This is a genomic window from Streptomyces sp. NPDC051909 (assembly GCF_040681095.1).
Classification (GTDB): Bacteria; Actinomycetota; Actinomycetes; order Streptomycetales; family Streptomycetaceae; genus Streptomyces.
Window position 1 is genome coordinate 158,071 of record NZ_JBFAYA010000017.1, and the last position, 18,754, is coordinate 176,824.

At 71.2% G+C, this 18,754-nt stretch carries 15 protein-coding genes; 2 read left to right on the forward strand and 13 right to left on the reverse strand.

Going from position 1 to position 18,754, the window contains the following annotated elements; translation table 11 throughout:
* Positions 1-5: 5 nt before the first annotated feature.
* The 12 genes from AB0M18_RS26040 to AB0M18_RS26095 form a co-directional block, all read right to left on the reverse strand.
* Entirely contained in the window at positions 6-1,943 is a 1,938-nt protein-coding gene (locus tag AB0M18_RS26040) for a RiPP maturation radical SAM C-methyltransferase (protein ID WP_365762006.1), read from the reverse strand.
* A gap of 20 nt (positions 1,944-1,963) precedes the next feature.
* Entirely contained in the window at positions 1,964-3,040 is a 1,077-nt protein-coding gene (locus tag AB0M18_RS26045; RefSeq protein WP_365762008.1) for a hypothetical protein, read from the reverse strand.
* Positions 3,041-3,160: 120 nt separating this feature from the next.
* Positions 3,161-3,316, reverse strand: coding sequence for a thiocillin/thiostrepton family thiazolyl peptide (locus AB0M18_RS26050; RefSeq protein ID WP_073444393.1), 156 nt, complete (start codon positions 3,314-3,316; stop codon positions 3,161-3,163).
* Positions 3,317-3,360: 44 nt separating this feature from the next.
* A complete protein-coding gene (locus AB0M18_RS26055) occupies positions 3,361-3,516 on the reverse strand; it encodes a thiocillin/thiostrepton family thiazolyl peptide (RefSeq protein ID WP_073444393.1) in 156 nt (51 codons plus the stop codon).
* Between the two features lie 83 nt (positions 3,517-3,599).
* The gene (locus tag AB0M18_RS26060) at positions 3,600-4,574 is read right to left on the reverse strand and encodes a thiopeptide-type bacteriocin biosynthesis protein (protein WP_365762010.1); all 975 of its coding nucleotides are present in this window, start codon (positions 4,572-4,574) and stop codon (positions 3,600-3,602) included.
* Complete coding sequence (locus tag AB0M18_RS26065) at positions 4,534-7,242, reverse strand: lantibiotic dehydratase (protein WP_365762012.1); 2,709 nt, start codon at positions 7,240-7,242, stop codon at positions 4,534-4,536. The genes AB0M18_RS26060 and AB0M18_RS26065 overlap by 41 nt, the downstream gene beginning before the upstream one ends.
* Before the next feature lie 47 nt (positions 7,243-7,289).
* Positions 7,290-9,173 (reverse strand): YcaO-like family protein, encoded by a 1,884-nt coding sequence (locus tag AB0M18_RS26070; protein WP_365762014.1) that lies wholly within the window; start codon positions 9,171-9,173, stop codon positions 7,290-7,292.
* On the reverse strand, positions 9,170-10,900 hold the full coding sequence (locus tag AB0M18_RS26075; RefSeq protein WP_365762016.1) for a hypothetical protein: 1,731 nt from the start codon (positions 10,898-10,900) through the stop codon (positions 9,170-9,172). The genes AB0M18_RS26070 and AB0M18_RS26075 overlap by 4 nt, the downstream gene beginning before the upstream one ends.
* On the reverse strand, positions 10,897-11,655 hold the full coding sequence (locus tag AB0M18_RS26080; RefSeq protein ID WP_365762018.1) for a tpaF: 759 nt from the start codon (positions 11,653-11,655) through the stop codon (positions 10,897-10,899). The genes AB0M18_RS26075 and AB0M18_RS26080 overlap by 4 nt, the downstream gene beginning before the upstream one ends.
* A gap of 3 nt (positions 11,656-11,658) precedes the next feature.
* On the reverse strand, positions 11,659-13,320 hold the full coding sequence (locus AB0M18_RS26085) for a tpaE (RefSeq protein WP_365762020.1): 1,662 nt from the start codon (positions 13,318-13,320) through the stop codon (positions 11,659-11,661).
* Positions 13,321-13,375: 55 nt separating this feature from the next.
* Complete coding sequence (locus tag AB0M18_RS26090; protein ID WP_365762022.1) at positions 13,376-13,975, reverse strand: TOMM precursor leader peptide-binding protein; 600 nt, start codon at positions 13,973-13,975, stop codon at positions 13,376-13,378.
* 86 nt (positions 13,976-14,061) lie between these two features.
* Entirely contained in the window at positions 14,062-15,402 is a 1,341-nt protein-coding gene (locus AB0M18_RS26095; protein WP_365762024.1) for a YcaO-like family protein, read from the reverse strand.
* 602 nt (positions 15,403-16,004) lie between these two features.
* Between AB0M18_RS26095 and AB0M18_RS26100 the strand changes: the two genes are divergently transcribed.
* Together AB0M18_RS26100 and AB0M18_RS26105 are read left to right on the forward strand one after the other, a co-directional pair.
* Positions 16,005-16,637: a methyltransferase domain-containing protein gene (locus tag AB0M18_RS26100; RefSeq protein ID WP_365762026.1), complete on the forward strand. Its 633-nt coding sequence runs from the start codon at positions 16,005-16,007 to the stop codon at positions 16,635-16,637.
* 131 nt (positions 16,638-16,768) lie between these two features.
* Positions 16,769-17,986: a cytochrome P450 gene (locus AB0M18_RS26105; RefSeq protein WP_365762028.1), complete on the forward strand. Its 1,218-nt coding sequence runs from the start codon at positions 16,769-16,771 to the stop codon at positions 17,984-17,986.
* A gap of 32 nt (positions 17,987-18,018) precedes the next feature.
* Here the strand turns inward: AB0M18_RS26105 and AB0M18_RS26110 are convergent, their stop codons facing one another.
* Positions 18,019-18,657 (reverse strand): hypothetical protein, encoded by a 639-nt coding sequence (locus tag AB0M18_RS26110; RefSeq protein ID WP_365762030.1) that lies wholly within the window; start codon positions 18,655-18,657, stop codon positions 18,019-18,021.
* Between the last annotated feature and the right edge of the window lie 97 nt (positions 18,658-18,754).

Here is an 18,754-nt window from a genome sequence, read left to right on the forward strand (position 1 = left end):
CCCTCTCACGCCGCTACGGACTCGGACGACGGACGCGCCGCGAGGCCCTGGCCCACCCGGATCTGCATCAGCCGCTGGTTGCGGTCCCTCGTGACGACGTGGATCATCCGCCCGTCGTCCGTGAAGAGCAGGCCGAGCTCGTTCATCCAGCGGTCGATCACCGAGGCGACGTCGGACGGCCCGAAGCGCTTCGCGCACTCGCGCTCCAGGTATTCGAGCGTCCTCGGCTGGTCGAGCAGCCGGAAGAGCGCGATCTCGACGTCGGTGGTGAGCTGGACGACGTCCCAGTCGAAGCCGGGCCGGGTGTTGGTGAGCGTGATGCCCTCGTCGGTCTCGAAGAACGACAGCTGGCTGCGCCAGTGCGCGTCGCGCCACGCGTCCATGCCGGCGCGCAGCTTCCACGCCATGTCGTTCCCGATGCCCTGGTGCGTCGCCTTGAAGATGTACGCGATGTCGAACAGTTCCTTCTCGGGAAGGTCGTAGGTGAGTCCGTACTGAGGGGCCGCCCACCGCTCGTGGAAGCCGAGCGAGGGGTTCTCGAAGTACGGGGCGAAGCGCTGGACCGCGAGCCGGTCGTCGCCGCCGGCCGGCTCCAGGTGGTGCAGCTTCGGGAACTGCTCGATGATCTGCGCGTAGTCCTCGTCGGTCTCCCCGGGGAAGCCGTAGAGATAGGCCCACGCCACGGTGAGGCCCAGCGACTCGGCGTCCCGGAGCACGCGCACGTTCAGGCAGCCGGAGACGCCCTTGTCCATGAGCTTCAGCACCTTGCTGTTCAGGCTCTCGATGCCGGGCTGGACGCAGACCACGCCTCCCTTCGCGATGACCTCCAGCTGCTCGTACCGCATGTTCGCCTTCATCTCGTACATCAGGCGCAGGTCGAGGTCCGCCTCGGCGAGCCGTGGGAGGAGCGAGTCCAGATAGGACATGTCCAGGATGTTGTCGACGATCATCACGTCGAGAATCCGGTGGCGCTTGGTGAGCGTCACGAGGTCGTCGAAGAACTGCTCCGGCCGCTTGCTGCGGAACATCATGCTGGCGCCGTTCAGGCCGCAGAAGGTGCAGTGGTGCTTCTCGCCCCACCAGCAGCCGCGGGAGCTCTCCAGGACCAGCCTGGGCTCCAGCCAGAAGCGGGCGTGCGACCTCGTGAACTGCTCGACGTACTCGTCGTAGTGGGGCATCACCATCGCGGCGGGCGGCAGCGGCCTGGTGCTCACGGCGTTGTGCACCGAGGCTCCGCTCCCGTCCCGCCAGCACAGCCCCGGCACGGTCTCGAAGGCCGGCTCGTCCGCGGTGAGCGAGCGCAGCAGCCCCGGCCAGGCCAGCTCGCCCTCGCCGCGGACCACGTAGTCGACGAAGTCGAAGTTGCGGTGCAGCGCCTCGCCCATCGACCCTTCGCAGTTGGCGCCGCCGAACACGGTCACCGTCCCGGGCGCGAGTTCCTTGACCCGCCGGGCGACCGCCATCGACGCGGTGAGCGTCTGGAAGGTGGTCGTGAAGCCGACGACATCGGGTTCGCCGGCGACGATCCGGCGGGCGAGTTCGTCGGTGAACTCCTCGACGTGCTCGTGCAGCCAGAGCGTGGTCCGGATCCGGCTCTCCTCGGTGTTGCCGTGCGCCAGTTCCTGGCCGTGCACGGTCTCCGAGCGGGGGCCGAACTGCTCCAGGAACTCCGGAACCTTCCACTTCGGGTCGTGGTAGAGAGCCGAGGAGAACACCCAGTCGCCGGTGCCGATGTAGCAGCTCTCGAGGTCGTAGTAGCGGTAGTCCTCGTAGTTGAAGTCGGGGCGGCGCGAGGTGATCCAGTCCACGAAGTCGAGGTTTCCGTACACCACGTCGACCTGGTAGTCGGGGAACTCCTTGAGCGTGAGGCTCTTGAGCAGGCCGAGAGCCACCGACGGAAACCCGATCGGACTCCACGGCACATTGACGAGCGCAATGCGCATGATTCTTCTCCGTTAGTTTCCTAGGTCGCCGGTTTCGCGAGTTCCCGGGCGACGGAATCGAGCCCGTCCGCCAGCTCCTGGGTGGATTTCCCCGAGACCTCCTCGTTGGCGCGCGCGAGGAGATAGCAGAACAGGAACCGCTCGGCCAGGCTGAATCCCATCGTGTGGAGACAGCTGTACAGCAGGCTCGCCTGAATGCGGTACGCCAGGAAGTCCGGGCTCCGGTGCAGCAGGTCCGACATCTCCGGGGACAGCTTCTTCGCGTGGAATTCGCTGGGCGGCCGTCGATCGTCGCGGTGCTCGCCGAAGTCGTCGAGCGTCGGGCCGGCGTGCGCGATGCGACCGGCGCGGCACTCTTCGCGCAGTGCTCCGAAGTGCTGTCGTACGGCGTCCGCCCAGGCGCGCGCCGGCTCGTCGCCGAGCCGGAGCGCGGGGACCGGTGACGCCGCGCAGGCGCGGACGGCCTCCCGGACGTGTCCGCCGAGTCGGGCGTAGTACGCCGCGCAGCGACGCTCGAAGGAGTCGGGGTCCTTGGCCATCGCGTTCTTGGCGCCCTCGTAGTGGGAGCGATAGCTGAGCATGCGCAGACCGAGCAGTTCACCGAAGCCGCGCGAGGACAGCCGGCGCTGCTCGGACTCCAGCACGGTGGCCGCCGCGTTCGCGACCATCAGGTCGAGGGCCAGCAGATACGCCCTGGTCCTGTCGTCGCCGATCGCCGAGACGGCCCGGGCGAGGATCGGTGCGACGGCGCGGTAGAGGCGCTTGGCCGCGGCGTCGAACCCGTCTCCGCCGATCCCGGAGTTCCACAGCGGTGAGGGGATCTCCTCGAAGGGGAGCTCCGCCGCGGTCGGCCGCAGGTCGTGGGCGTCCGCCGCGCGCCGGACCCGGCCCCGCGCCTCGTCGGGCGTGGCCGTGTCGGACCGGAGGCTGATCTGAAGGCAGTCGCGCCCGCTCTCCCGGTCCCAGGTGCGCACGAAGTAGTAGTCGCCGGGCCAGGCCGGCTGCTCCGGCCCGAACAGGCCGGTGATGAATCCGCGGATGCTCCGGGTCACCGTCGCGTCCCCCTCGTCGAGGGGGATCGTCACAAACACGTGCACACGAACCTCCGCGGTAACGACATGCCTTGCCGAGGGGGCGTCAGGCCCCCGGTGTGCCGCTGCCGGCGGGCGCGCGTTCGGTGAACGGCGCCCGGCGGCAGCGGCCTTCCAGCCGTCTGGTCAGGACGACGAGGACGAACACGAGCTGGTCGTGCAGCCGGTGGTGGTGGTCGACGCCGCCATCGCCTGCGAGAGGGTCTCGTCGCTGTAGTTCGAGTCCTCGATCAGATCCGAGATCTCCAGCGCGTTCAGGTCGAGTTCCTGCGTGGAATCCATGGGAAATCACCCCCCTTCATGAATCCGGGAAGTCCGCCGCCTGGTCAGGACGACGAAGAAGAACACGAGCTGGTCGTGCAGCCGGTCGTCGTGGTCGACGCCGCCATCGCCTGCGAGAGAGTCTCGTCGCTGTAGTTCGAGTCCTCGATCAGATCCGAGATCTCCAGCGCGTTCAGGTCGAGCTCCTGCGTGGAATCCATTGGGAATCACCTCCCTCCGCGACTCGCTTTTCACCGTACCAGGATCGGTCGGCAGTTTGGGAAGAACTCCCGGGAAATTTCCGTCAGTTGGCCGACGACGTGATTTCCCTCAGGGCGCGACGAATGACATGGGCGAGAAACGCCTCGGCGACCGGAAGAATTCCGAGGCGATTGTTGGTGGTGTGAATGTAGTTGGCCAGGCAGTGGGCGTACGGAGTCTCTTCGAGGACGAGTTCCGCGACGCCGCCGCCCGGCGGTCCGGCCTGCGCGGCCTGGGCGGATTGCGCGGCCTGGGCGGCCTGGGCGGACTTCAGGGCTCTGGCGTACGTGTCGTGGAAGACGTCGGTGGCCCCGTCCCGCCAGACCGCGCCGCACAGGCGCATCACCCTGCCGCGCGTTCTCTCGTACATCCCGGCCCACTGCTCGTCGTAGCCGGGCGGCACCCATCTTCGCCAGTCCTCCTCGTAGTGGCGGAGGAAGTCCTGGCTCTGCTCCATGTCCAGGCCCGAGCCCTTGAGGGACATGGCCATGACGCGCATCGCCGGCCCGGCCGGCGACGCTCTCAACTGGCGGTCCGTCAGGCCCGCGAGGAGGTCGAGGACCGCGGTCGAGGTCGAGCGGAAGAGCTCCTCGGCGATGCGGAGTCCGGTGGTGCCGCCGTACTTCGCGTACTCGGGCGAGTAGACGGCCGCTTCGATGGTGCCCGCCGCCCTGACCTCCTCCGGCTTCGCCCCTTCGAGCGCGGCCAGACCGGGCTGGTGGGAGGACTGCTGCGCGTACTCGGCGGCCTGCTCGGCGTCGAGGGCCGGCATCGCCGCGGCCAGCCTGCCGCGTACCGACTCGACGGTCGCCTCCGAGGCCTCGTGGAGCCGCAGTCGGATGTGCGGACCGCCCTGCCAGTACCGCAGGTACCAGAAGCGGTCGCGGACCCCGGCCTCGCGCACGACGGGGTGGAGCACATCGCGCAGGAATCCGGGCTGCAGCGACATCGGCAGATGGATGTGGAGCGGCGACCACTCACTCCGTACGGCCGTCCGCTCGGTCTCGGTAGAGCTCAACGAAAAACTCCTCTGCTGCCGCCGGTCCCGAGCCGCCGTACTCGTCGGGGGCCGGCACGCACTCTCGGATGGACGCGTAGACGTCGTCCCGGGTCAGCGCGGACTTCGCGAAGCTGCGCACCAGGAACGGGTTGCGGAAGTCGACGTACATGGGCTTGTGGACGCTGGCCCGGGTCAGATGCCGGAAGTCGGACCAGTCCCTCGGGATCTCCTCGACGAGCCCGGACAGCAGGTTGTACTCGTCCAGGCGCTGGGTCAGGACGAACGCGTGCTGGGGCAGGCCCTGTTCGCGCCGCCACCGGTCGAAGCCGAGCAGCGCCGGGTAGGAGTCCTTGCTCAGCTCGGACAGTTCGGGGATGTCGCGGGCCGGCACCGTCCAGGTGCGCCGGCTCGCGACGACGTCGCCGACCATCAGCCGCGGCGAGGATCCGGGGTACCCGCGATGGCCCATCGCCCGGCCGATGTCGTCCAGCGGCGCATAGTTGTACCGGATCGTCGGGCTCAGGACCTCCAGCAGGTTGTAGAGGACCGGGACCACGATGGGGAGCATGAAGTTCATCGGAGCCAGGTGGACCCGCTCGTCGAGCTCGGGGTCCCAGAGGACCACCTGGCGGTGGGCGTGGTCGATCCGGATCGCGAGCCGGTCGAGGCTGTAGGCCCTCATCTCCGGCGCGGTGGGCCAGGTGCCGGGGTAGTTCAGCACCCGGTCGGTGAGCGGCGGGTGCAGGTTGAAGTTGAGGCCGGCGACCATGTTCAGGTCCACCTGCCCCGGGAAGGCCTTCCGGAGGTGTTCCCGGACGGCGGTCCGAAGGGTCCAGTCGTCGGCGGCGGATCCCTGGACGAACGAGCTGAAGCGCGAGAAGTAGACGCCGTATCCGGTCAGGACGCCGTTCACCACGATGTCGGGCGACGGCGTGCCGCCCGCGAACTGGACGCGGAAGGTGATCGACTCCGGGTCGACGCAGTCCGCCACGCCCGCGCAGGCGGCCGTGAGCGCCTCGGGAGTCATCCGGGCGACGCCGTCCTCGGGCACGAGCCGCGCGCCGATGTCGCGCAGGGCCTCGACCCGCTGGGCGACGAAGGTCTTGGCCGCGGCGGACTCGTGTCCCCAGAACACCGCGTCCTGCTCGCTCTCGGACAGCGAGACGAGCCGGTCGAAGAAGGTCAGGAACGGCACGGTCTCGCGGTCGCCGTAAGTCGTGGCCGCGAAGTGGTACATCCCCAGCCGCTTGGTGTGGCCGTAGTCGAGCAGCGACGAAAGGCGCCACAGGCTCTCCAGGGCGGGGACGCTCGCGGCCACGGCGTCCTGGCTCCAGGTGGCGGGCCGGTCGGGCGTCCAGAGGTCCTCGTACACCGGGGCCCGGGAGATCTCCGCGGGGGGCGGGTCCATCTCGCAGACCTCGGCGACATCGGTGAGGGCCTGCCCCGCGGCGCCCAGCAGCAGCCCGCGCTTCTCCGCGGGCGCGTCGGAGAGCGTGGTCTCCAGCTCCCGGAGGGTGTCGAGATGACCGCTCAGGACGGACACGGGCCGGGTCGTCCCGGCCCGCAGGACGCCGGCGACCCTCTCGGAGTACTCCGGGCCCTGCTCGTCGAAGCCCGGGCTGACGTACAGCAGCTCGATCCGCATCATGGCCCGCAGGGCCTTTCTGCTGGTCGCGTCGCTGCCGGTCAGCGCGGTCAGGGCCTGGAGCACCTCCGGCACCGTCGCCGTGCCTCCGGCCAGGACGGTCAGCAGGCAGTCGACGACCTTGTCGCGCTTCAGCCGGACGATCGACTCCTTCAGGCCGTACGCGGAGGAGTCGGGGACGAGGCCGATGAACTCGATCTTCCTGTCGTCCGCCCGCAGCGAGGAGTTCAGCAGCACCTTGCAGAGGTCGATGCCGCCGTCGACCCGTCGCAGTCCGGCGGCCAGCCAGTTCACCAGGACCCGGTTCAGCGTCGCCGTCGAGTACGTACGGGACTCCGGCACGGCCGCGGCCGCGGCTGCCTCCGCCTCCGCCTCCGGCAGGTCCGGCGGGAAGGCGCCGACCTCGGTGAACCGGCCGAAGGGGGACGGCTTCAGGGCGGCCCGGTAGGCGAAGTTCACCAGCGAGGACTCGAGCACCCGCGACCGGCTCGGCTTGACCGTGCCCATCTCGCCCGCGGTGTACCGGCGCAGGCTCTCGTAGAGCTGGTCGCCGGAGAGCTGGATGCTCCGCGCCATCGAGTCGTGCTCCAGGATGCGGGCGAAACCGGCGCGCGCCGAGCGCATCCGGTCCTCGAACCGCTCCCGCGCCGCGTCCTCGCTCCGTCGCGTCCGCTCCACGAGGTCGAACCACTCCCGCACCCCGGCGAGCACGTCCGCGCCGAGGTGCGGCTCCACGGCGCCGACCCGCCGGGCCGCCGGCTCGGCCCGCTGGTTGTAGACGTCACGGCGCAGCCGGACGAGCTCGGCGCGCACGGACGCGTCCACGTGCGGTACGAGTCCGGCCAGGCGGTCGGCCAGCTCGCCCGCCCGCCGCGCGCAGTCCTCCCGGAGGCGGCGGCTCTCCTCGATCCAGGCCCAGGGCTCGTCGAAGCGCAGCTCCGCGAGTCCGGCCACGGGCAGCCGGCTGCGCCGGAACACGACGTAGGGGCTGACCCTCGCGGTGGACTCGGCCGGGGGCCGAGCAGGCTCATCCGATCGCACGAAACGTACTCCTCGTCTATCCGGCGGGCTGGGGCGCAGGGCACGCCCTACGCGAAGGGGTGGGGCGGGACGTCCGCCGGGGTCATGTCGTCGGGCAGCAGGGAGGCATGAGGGAGCGAGCCGCTGTGCAGCCGCGGCAGCCCTTCGAGACGGCGGGTGGCCTGCCCGAACGTCATGGGCAGGCATCCGGGTACGAAGCTGCGCGTGCACACCAGTCCGCGCCAGCGCAGCTCGGGCGTGGTGACATCGGCCGCGTACACGTGCGTGCCGACGGCCTCGATCCGGGCCCGCACGTGGTCGAGATCCTTGTCGAGGGTGGCGAACTCCGGGGCGGCCGCGGCCACTTCGGAGAGACGGAGCTCGGGCCGGTCCGGTGTGGTCAGGAAGTCGAACCACTCCCGGGAGGTGGGCAGGGCACCGAGCAGACTGTGGTCGTCCATCTCGACCAGCGAGTCGAAGTCCTCCGCGAGCCGCTGCCGGTGCACCGGGTCGTCGTCGAAGGAGTGACGCAAGGAGGCCACGCGCGCGGACACCTCCATGACGGCCGACTCGGCCGCCGCCCGCGGGTACAGGCCGGCCGCGGTCGACACCAGGGTGCAGGGGCCCGAGTCCGCATCGCGCCGGGCGAGCGCGAGGACGACCGGGATGTCGATGTCCGAGGTCGCCCAGTAGAGGCGGACGCGGAATCCCGTCGTGACCTCGACGCGTTCCATCAGCTCCCTGAGGTCGCCGTCGGCCGGCCCCAGCGTGAGTTCGGGCAGGAGCAGCCTGCGGTACCAGGTGAGCAGGAAGGCGTCCCGTTCCACGATCTCGAACAGTCCGTGCAGGGTCGCCTCCTCGTGGCTCTGGCCCAGCGCGAAGCCGTTCGACGTGTCGTAGAAGAACGGCTTCCGCGCTCCGGCGCGGCGCACCCACGACAGCGCGACCTCCGGCAGATACCGGGCGGGGCCGTCGCCGAGCGGCGTGATCGGGACCCATTCCACCGTTTCGGCCGGGTCCAGAGGCGCCCAGAGGAAGCCGTCCCGCGCGTACTGCTCGGCGGAGTGGTGTCCGAGGGTGCGAGGATCGAGGCCCTGGGTCCCCAGCTCCGCGAGCGACGCCGCCACGAGGCCGTCGGCCGGCTGGTGGCAGAAGCCGGTGTGGCGCTCCAGGGCCTCCAGGACCGCGGTCGTCCTGCTCCTGGCGAAGCTCCGGGTGCGCCCGACGCCGGGTTCGAGCATCCCGTTGCCCAAGGGCAGGCCCACCTGCGCCTGGGGCAGCGGGCCGTCCAGATCGACGAGTGGTTCCCGGAACAGCGAGTGCGGTCCCAGATAGTCGGCCGTGAGCGTCGGCGGCAGCGGGCGCCGGGCGCGGAGCGCGCCCTCGGACTTCTCCAGGAGTTCGGGCGTCGCGCCGAAGGGGATCGTGGTCGTGGCGGTCCCGGGCCGGGCCGCCGGGCAGCCCGTTCTCGGCGGTACGTGTCCCCGGCGCACCGCGCCGCTCGCCCGGTCGACCGTCGCGAGCGCGCCGCCGGCGGTGGGCGCCCGGAGCAGCAGGGCCGCGAGCCGGGTGACGGTCGCGCGCAGGGCCGGGCCGAGCCGCTGCCAGAGCGCGTGGCCGCGCGCGGCTCCCGCGGCATCGCTCCCGTACGGCTCCTTCAGCGGCATCTCGGCGAACTCCACGTTCCTGCCGAGGAACCAGGCCAGGCATCGCGGGCATCCGCCGTCGCCGTCGTGCGCCAGGTCGTACGCCAGGACGTGGACGCCGCCGCACCAGAACAGCACCGCCAGGCCGCGCCCCGAGCCCCCTCCGTCGCCCCGTATCCGGGTGGGGTCGGTCAGCGGGCCCAGGAGCAGCTCGGCCGGTTCCGGTGCGCCCGACAGTTCGGAGATCAGGTCGGCGGCCGGCATCGGGCCGTCGGCCGGCGGGGCGGCCTGCTTCTGGACGCTCATACGACCTCCACCAGTCGGACCCTGCCTCGCGCGAAGGGAACGGCTCGTGCCGTCACCTCGGCGCACTCCGGTCGTGCGATGTGCCGCCACACCTCGGTCCAGGTGAGGAAGTGCGGGTTGAGCGGGACCAGGGCTCCGGCGTCGTTGACAAGGCCGAGGAGCGCCATGGAGACCGCTTCCGCGTAGCAGGCGCCCGCGCCCCGCGCGACCGCCGCGCCCGCGATGCGGCCGGTGACCCGGTGGATGCCGTTCGGCAGCCGGGTGCCGGTCCACCGCGGTGCCTCCCCGCCACGGCCGCGGAGGACGGCCCGCTGGATGTACCGGCTGAACCGGGCGCACTCGCCGTGCCCCAGGTCGTCGTCGGACAGGTCCACCCACGCGTAACCGTCCGGGGGCTGTGCCAGCGACCGCTTCAGGAGGGCGCGGTAGACCGCCTCGTCCAGCGTCCATCCGGCGCCCGCCGCGGGTGACGCGAACATCTCCAGCGCGTTGAGCGCCGCCTGATAGATCGCCTCCCGGGGCGACAGGGTGGCGGTGGTGAGCTCATGGACCCGGCACGCGCCGGCGAGCCCGACGAGGACGGTGGCGCCGGCCCGTCCGAAGGGCACCTGCGTCAGATCGCCGCCGTCGAGCCGGCGGAAGGGGCCGACGCATTCGTCGGTCCAGCCGCGCAGGGTGTCGACGATCCGCGCGTGGACGTCGTCCAGTCGACCGTCGTCCTCGGGGCTGACGATGTTCCTGCGGACCAGCGTCTCGGCCGCGTCGTGGCCCGCGTCGGCGGTGACGGTCGCGGGGACGGGGGGCGGCACCACCGCCCGGTGGCAACGGCAACCCGCCGCCGACCACGCCGGGTGCGTGGTCACCGTCGGCGGGTTCGGTCGGTCCGACGCGAGGGACAGGGACACGGCCGCTGCCGCGTGCTCGCCGAGTCCGGCACCGCGCAGGTGGACGGCATGGATCAGCGCCGCCGTGATGACGTCGTCGTCCGATGCCGTGGACATCGGCCCGCTGGTGTCGACGCCGGCCGGAGCGCCCGACGGTGCCGTGTCACCGTACCGGCACAGGCATGCCCAGCAGCCGGTCACCGTGTCGTCGGACCAGAGGATCCAGCGGCGCCCGCTCACCTCGCCCACGATGCCGTGCGGAACGCCGCGTTCGAGCAAGGCGTCCTGCACGCGCACGATGCGCTCGTACGAGAGGCCGTCGGCGTCGACGACGACGAGGCCGCCGCTCTCCCAGCGCGGCACCGGTTCCCCCGCCGTCACCGCGTGGAACTCGGTCTTCAGGCCGGACAGCGGTGCCGCTCCGAGGAGTCGGCGCAGCCGGTCGAGCCGGTCGGGACGCCCGTAGAGGTGGAGGGTGGTGGCGAGGACGCGGTCCAGTGCGCGCACCGGTTCGTCCGTCAGTTGCGAGAGGTACGGGATGAGCCACTCCGCGGCAGGCCCTCTGGCCGCGATCTGCTGGGCCATCGGCGCGTCCAGGACGGCCACGCACCCACGCGTCACCAGCGCGTCGAGCACGCGCGACACCGCCGGGCGCGAACCGGCCGGGAAGGCGTCGACCAGTTCACGGCCGGTACGGCTGCCGTCCGACCGGCTCAGCAGCGTCGAGACGACCTGGAAGGCGGACGCGCCCTTCACGGTGAACGAGGAGGAGCCGACGCCGATCCACACACCCTGCCTGGTCCGCAGCGTCGAGACGTCGGGCCGGGCGAGCAGGACGCTCATGACGCGGGGTGGGCGTAGGTCGCGGAGAGCAGCGGGTGTCTCGTCACGCCGTCGCTCTGGATCAGGTTCCGGGCGGCCGCGGCGATGAAGCCGCCGAAGACGGTGCCGGCGAGCCCGTGCGACTGGCAGCGCAGATGGAGGTCGTAGAGCGCCATGGAGGCGCGTACCGAGGCGAGCCGGAATCCGTGCGCTCCCGCCCACGAGTCCGCGGCGTCGAGATTCGCGCAGACGGTGACGATCCCGGCCGCGTCGGCGAACTCGCGCTGGACGCCCAGGAGTTCGGGATCGCCGATGGCCGAGGCGGGGGCGATGAACGACGTCTCCCCCGCGGTGACCCGGTACACCCCGGCGGGCCTGCCCTCGCTGCGCAGCGCGAAGACGAAGGCTTCGAGCGGGCCCATGGCGTCGTCGAGGGCCCAGTCGGCGGCGTCACGGGACAGCGCCTCGCGCGCCGCGCCCAGGATCAGGTCCGTGCGCACGGGCGCGTCGCCGTACCGCAGGGACGAGCGGCGCGCCTGCAGGGTGTCGTGCAGATCGAGGGGGCGGCCGGAGCCTGCCGCCTGCTCGTCGACGGCGAGGTCGATGTCCGTGCCGGTGGCGACGTCGATGTCCGTGTCGGTCGCGACGTCGACGTCGACGGGCAGGGCGTCCGGGAACGGCATCGGCGACCGGTGCGCCGCCAGGCCGTCGCTCGTACGGGTCCGCCCCGCGAAGCCTTCGAGCAGCGGCTCCATCATGGAGGAGTCGGTCCGCATGGTTCAGCCCACCTCCATGACGGCTGTGATGGGTTCTTCGGCCGGGGAAAGGCCCAGGTACGCGCTCAGGGCGCGGTCGTCCCAGTCCGTGACCAGTGAGTGGGCCAGGTTCAGCCGGTCGGCGACCTTCCGGGCCGCGGACAGGGCGACGCCGCCGTCGCAGAAGGAGATCCTCAGCCCGAACGTGCCGTATTTGGCGCCCATCTTCTTGAGGTTGGCGGTGACGACGAGCAGCAGCGGACTCTCGCCCGGCAGTGCCTCGCCGGTGAGCTGGGCCAGGTCGTGGTCGCGTTCTCGGTACGCGTACCCGCCCACGGGCAGCACGGACGCGTCGCGGCTCACCAGGTAGGCCGTCGCCGAGCCGATGTTGCCGCCGGCCGCGGTCCACCGCTGCACCCAGCCGTCGGACCGCGTACGGACACCGAAGCCGACCGCGAGCATGAGGGCGGCCTCGGGCCGGCCGACCTCGGCGCGGGCCGCGGCCGTCGGCGGCGGTGTTCCGGCCAGCCTCGACAGGTCCGCCGCGGGCAGCGTCACCCGCGGGCAGCTGGGCCAGTCGCGGAACTGCCACTGCAGGTTCATGTTCTTGGAATGGAAGTGGGCCAGATGCCCGTTGGTGTCGAGGAACCTGCGCACCGGCAGGGCGATCGACGCCTCGTAGACGGCGGCGGCGGGGGGTGCGGACGCCGTGGTGCCCGTGCCGAACGAGCACGTGGGACACCCGGGGCGGGTGGCGCTCGGCCGGTAGCGGGTCGACAGGGTGGTCAGGTCGATGACGCCGGCGTCGAGCGGCAGGTAGGTCCGGATCGAACGGGAGAAGAGCGCGAGGAGGTGGTGGGCGACGAGGCCCGAGACGAGGTCGTACGCCTGCTGCGGCGGATCGTCCGGCAGGTCGCCTCGCTCGTCTCCCGCGCCTCGCTGGTCGCCCCCGTCCCCCACGTCTCCCTCGGCGGCGACGCCGCACTCCAGGCACGGGGTGAACGCGGGGTCCACGTACGGACCCAGGGTCATCGAGGAGCCGTCGACGCGCACGCGCAGCAGGGACCGTCGCTCCAGCCAACATCGGTTCCGCAGTGCGGCGAGCTCGGGCCGGGACCGCCGGGTCTCGAAGAAGACGACGAGGGCGTCGTCGCCGATCGGCAGTTCGTCGAGGTCGCCGACGACCTCGCACACGCCGTCCAGGCAGCGCGCCGTGGCCTCCACCAGGTCCTTGTCCCCCGCCATGTGCACGGTGGCGCGATCGAGCCGCGCCGCGGCGTCGGTCCAGGACGGGTTCACCCCGGTGGAGTTGCCGAGCCGTGAGAGCAGGCACGCGAGCTCGGGCGACACCGCCGGGGTCTCACCTGGAGGCGCGCCCTCCTCCAGGGCGCCCGACGCCCAGAGGAGCGCCAGGGACTTGAGGACGACCGCCTCGTCGAGGTGCACCGCGGCGGCGATGCCGGCGTGGTCGGTACGGCCGTCACAGGCGGCGACCAGCCGGCCGAGGTGCTCGCGCGCGAACGTCCCGGTGAAGGCCTGCCGTTTGTCCGCGCCGTCGAGCATCATGGCGTCGCCGGCCCGGCGGAGCCGTACGCCCCTGCGGAGAGCGGGGCGTCGGGGTACGGCGATCTGTTTGTCCCGGCCGGCGGCCCGCCCCAGGGCTTCGGCCCTCAGCTCCACACCCATCGATTGCGTTCCTTCCCCCGTAACGAAGACGTCGTGAGTTCTCGGACAGGGCCCGTCAGACGAGGCCCGCCAGCGCGTCGACGCCCGTCCGCCGGTCGGCCCATCGGCCGCCGCACCGCGGACAGCGGTCCACGGCCACCGTCGAGGCCGTCGAGACCCCGCCCGTGACCAGGTCGAACTTCCGTACCGTGCCGCCCAGTCCGTCCGGTCCGACGCGCAGCTCGGTCATGGCTGACGTCAGCAGTCCGTGGGCGATCGCGAGGTGCATCCGGCCGAAGCCCTCCGGCAGGCCCCGGGTCGCCTCGGCGACCCGATCGGTCCGCGCGGGATCCTGGTGCTGCTCCGCGCGCCGCAGATGGCAGGCGTAGCAGGCCGTGGCTCCGGGAATCACGGCCGGACCGCAGACGATCCGGGTGGGGAGCAGTTCGACCCCCACCGTCGGGACGCCCCGCTCGAACCCGAACCGGTCGAGCGCGTCGCGCAGTTCCTCGTCGCGGCCGGCGTACACGGCCACGACCGTCGCGGCGGTCGACAGGCGGGCGTCGTCGGGGAGTTCACTGCCGGTCACCCGCGTCCATGCCGCCGGCCGGTACGCGTCGGCGTACTGCTCGCCGAAGGTGTCCCTCACCAGGTACAGGCAATCCACCGACTGCATCGACGGTATCGACCGTTCCGATTGCTCCGACAGTTCCGACTGCTCCGGCTGTTCGGGCTCCACGTGCTCTGTCTCCTGTCCACCGGCTACGCGGCCGGCTGCGGTTCCGGATTCAGCGACTCCTCGTCGTGGCTCGGGTGGCCCATCGCCGTCGGCGCGGTGTAGAGCCGGGGCGTGCCGAGGTAGCGCTCGCTGTGGATGAACGACAGCGGAACGGCCTCGGGGACCAGCACCTTGACGGCGTGCATGCCGACCTGTCGCGCCTCGTCCGTGGTGATGTCGACGACGAGCACCTCGGCACCCCGCGCGGCCACCTGCGACACCGCCGTCGCCAGTGGATCAGGCCCGGCGGACAGGTCGGGCAGGTCGTCGAGGCGTCGTACGCTCCGCTCGCCCTCCAGCAGGTGCCGGAAGACGTCCCGCCGTTCCGCCGAGGCGTTGTACGCGGCCGAGCCGGTCACGCTGACGGTCCCGTCCTCGGGTCGCCGTACCGGCCGATGCGCCATGCTGCCGCGCAGCGCCACCCGTACGGAGGCGAGCTCACGGTGGATCTTGCCCACGGCCCGCCGCGGATCGACGTCGCAGGTCGCGCCGACGATCTGGGCCAGCTGGTCCTCATGGGGCGAGAGCTGCACGGCGTACACCACCGGGATGCCGAAGTCGGTCGTCGCGTCGAAGAGCCGGACGTCCAGGTGACGGGCGGTGCCGGCGGCGTGATACGCACGCGCCGACGGGTCGAGGAGTTCCGGATCGACCTCCAGGCGGGGCAGCCGCAGGCGCTGCAACCAGGCGATCGAGAGGGCGTCCCGTTCCACGACTTCGAGCAGTCCGCCGAGCACGGCACCGCGGAGGTCGGAATGGACGGCCGCGCCCGTGGTGATCCCGCGGGTGAAGCGTTCCGAGGGCGTTCGCGGGGCCATGTGGAGGTAGACCGCGATGGCCGGCACCAGGACGGCGCGCCGGCGGGTGAGCGACCAGGCCCGAACCCATCTGATGGGAACGTCCGGGTCGTAGGGGAGCAGTCCGCAGTCGTCACGGGCGAACTCGCGGGCGGAACACCGGGGCCATCGCGTCGGAGAGACGCATTCCTCGGTGAGTTCGCCCTCGGCGGCCACGATCAGATCCTCGTCGTGCCAGGAGCAGACCGAGTAGCGTTCGAGCGCCTCGGCGATCGATATCAGTTTGGCTCGCTCGGCGGCAAGGGCGCTGCCGGCACCGTCGATGTTGCCGATGTCGCCTTTGTTGCTCCAACCCCGCAGGCTTTCCAGGACTTTCGACGGATCACCGATTCCGGAGACGCGCACCGCGAAATCCGGATCGCCGTCGGCGACCGGCAGGGCGGTGGTGCGGGAGACGAGACCGTACGGCGAGACCAGGGAGGCCAATCGCCGTAATTCGGGTGGGCTGACATCTGTGCTGACATCCATAGGCGCTCCTGCCGAGAATCGCAGACGCTGAGAATCGCAGACGCAACGACGGCGCCGCGAGGGCCGACCGCCACGATTGATCGTCACCGAAGAGATGCAGGCAGTCAAGGCCGTTCAGGTCGACAGACCTGGAAGCGAAGATCATTCCAGTCGCATACCCCCTGCCGTTTCCGCTGGTCAGAACGGCTTTTCAGGAGGCCTTTCCCAACCCCCCGACAGATGGCGAGAGTTCGTCACGTAAGGGGCCTGGTAGCGGCATTGCGCCACTGCCACAAGACGACTCGCGGCCCGATGCGGCTCGGAGGTCCGACGGGGCCGGAAATCACCGTCAGGGGTATGCGCGGGAATAGCCCGGCCCAGGTCGTCACCCGCACCGCAGGGCCTTTGTCCGGACGCTCCCGGCATAAACAGTGGCGGATATTCGTCCGTAGCCAAGGGCGGCACTTTTCTGGCACAGTCGGCTGGCACGAAGTGAATCTTGCCCCTTCGCTGCCCCCACCCCAGGCCCCCCATTCGGCACCCGGTGCGCGGTGTCCGCCGCAGCGAGGCAGGTTCCGGCCCGCGCGAACCCGAACCCAGGACGGATCGACAAGGGAGACGACGTGACCGACGTGACCAAGGAGAACGCGCGGCTGTTCAAACTGTGGCAGGACTACGCGCCCCGCTACGACGACGACATGGTGCGGCTCGAACGCATGCTGCTCGACGACGGGCGCGCCTGGGCCTGCGGCCAGGCCAAGGGCGACGTCCTCGAAGTCGCCATCGGCACCGGCCGAAATCTGGAGTTCTATCCGGCCGGGGTGTCGTTGACCGGGCTCGACCTCAGCCCGGCCATGCTGGACCTGGCCCGGAAGCGGGCGGCCGCCCTGGGCCGGACGGTCGAACTGCGCGAAGGCGACGCCCACTCGATGCCGTTCCCGGACGGCTCGTTCGACACCGTCGTCTGCACGCTCGGGTTGTGCAGCGTGCCCGATCACCGCGCGGTGATCGCCGACATGCACCGCCTGCTGCGCCCCGGCGGACAGCTGGTGCTCCTCGACCACGTGGGCAGCCACCACAAGCTGATCTTCTTCGGTCAGCGTCTGCTCGAGAAGTCCATGCTGCGCCAGTGCGGCGACTACCAGACCCGTCGGCCGCTCCCGCTGGTCCAGCAGGCCGGCTTCGTCATCGAGTACCAGAAGCGTTTCAAGGCGGGCGTCGTCGAGCGGGTCGTCGCGCGCAAGCCGGCCGTGTGACGGCCCCGCCGTCGCCGCGCCCCGGGCGCATCGTCACGGGCGCCTCGTGACGGGCACATCGTCACGGGCGCATCGTCGCGGATCCACACCCTACGAGCCAGCACCTACGAACGAGCAGAGGACGGCGGAGCATGACATCCACGGCCGGCATGGCCGACACGGCCGACGCCTGGGGAGTCCACCCGGCGCAGTTCTGGCTGCGCGGCCGGGCGCCGGAGGCCCCGGTTCAGTACGACGCGCAGGCCGGCATCTGGTGCGTGTACGGCTACGAGGAGGTCCAGCACGTCCTGGCGAACCCCGCGACGTACACCTCGGACACCCGGCGCGCCATCCCCGCGGAGCTGATGGAGGGCGCGGACCAGTTCCGCGAGGGCAACCTCATCCAGATGGACGGGCTGGAGCACAGGAAGCTCCGCGGGCTGATCAGCCACGCGTTCAATCCGAAGGTCGTGGCCGATCTGGAACCCCGGATCGCGGAGCTGACCCACGAGCTGCTCGACGCGCTGCCGGCCGACGACCGGATGGAGCTGGTCGCCGACCTGGCCTATCCGCTGCCCGTCATCGTCATCGCCGAACTCCTCGGCGTGCCGGCCGCGGACCGGGACAAGTTCAAGACCTGGGGCACGGCGCTGCTCAAGGCCACCCAGGACGTCTCCTTCGCGGACCGGACCGACGCCCAGCGGCAGCAGCTCCAGGACGCGATGCGGCAGGTCTCCCGGCTCAACGACTACCTGCGCGAACACGTCCTCGACCGCAGGCGCAACCCCCGCGACGACCTCATCACCAAGCTGGTCCAGTCCGAGGTGGACGGTGAAAACCTCAGCGACAACGAGGTGGTGAACTTCTCCAACGTGCTGCTGATCGCGGGACACATCACCACCACGATGCTGCTCGGCAGCACGATCCTGTGCCTGGACCGGAATCCGGAGTGGTTCGCGAGGGTCCGCGCGGACCGGAGTCTGATCCCCGCGGCGATCGAGGAGTCGCTGCGCCACTTCAGCCCGTTCGCGGGCACGGCCCGGGCCACCACGACCGAGGTCGAACTCGGCGGCGAGCACATCCCCGCCGACTCCCTCCTGGTGACGTTCCTCGGGGTGGCGAACCGCTCCCCGAAGCACTTCCCCGACCCGGACGTCTTCGACCCGACCCGGGACCCGAACCCGCACATGGCCTTCGGCCGCGGAGCCCACTACTGCATCGGCGCGCCGCTGGCCCGGCTGGAGGGCAGGGTGGCGCTGAACATCCTCCTCGACCGCTTCCCGGACCTCCGCGGCGACCCGGACCGGCCGCCCCGGTTCCTGCCGAGCCTGAGCATGACGGGGGTGAAGGAACTGCCGCTGGTGTTCTGAGACGCCGGCCTCCGCCGTCAACGCCTCGGGCGTCAACGCCTCCTGCGTGCGCGGGCCCTCCGTATGAGCACACCGGCCGCGGCGCCGACGAGCGCGAACCCGGCCAGGCCGGCCACGGACCACCCGACCGTACCGTCCTCCGTGTCGCCGGCCGGGCTCGCGGAGGGCGAAGGCGAGGGCGACGACGAGGGCGGGGGCGAGGACGGTGCCGGCGTGGTGGGGACAGGGGCGGCGGACCGGGTGGGGGGCGTGCGCGGGCCGGGCGGCGACGGGTCGACCACCGGGACCGAGACCTCCCCTTCCCCATGGCCGAGGGACGGGAAGCCCACGTCGACGGTGACCTTCCAGGTGCCGGGGGTGAGGACCTCGGCGGTGCTCCAGCCCGTGCGTGTGCCGGGATCGCGGACCAGCGGCCAGGGGCCCATGGTGCGGGATCCGTCGGGGCTGGTCGCGTTCACCGTGGCGGCGACGGTCTCGTCGACGGCGTCCCCGTCGTTCTCCCAGGTGATCTCGGTCGTGACGTGACCGTCGCGCTGGCCGGTCACGACCACCTTGACGGTGTCGCCGTGGGCCTGTGCGGTGGTCGGCACGGCCAGGACCTGGACGAAGAGCATGAGCATGAGCAGGAGGCCGAGGCCTGTGCCGGCGCGGAAAGCGTGGTGTGTACGCATCGTTGCGGTGCTCCTGGTGCGTGGGTGTGGTGCTGAGTGCGGTGCGGTGCTGTGCGGTGTGGGGTGCGGTGGCGCCGGTGGACGGCCGCGATGGCCG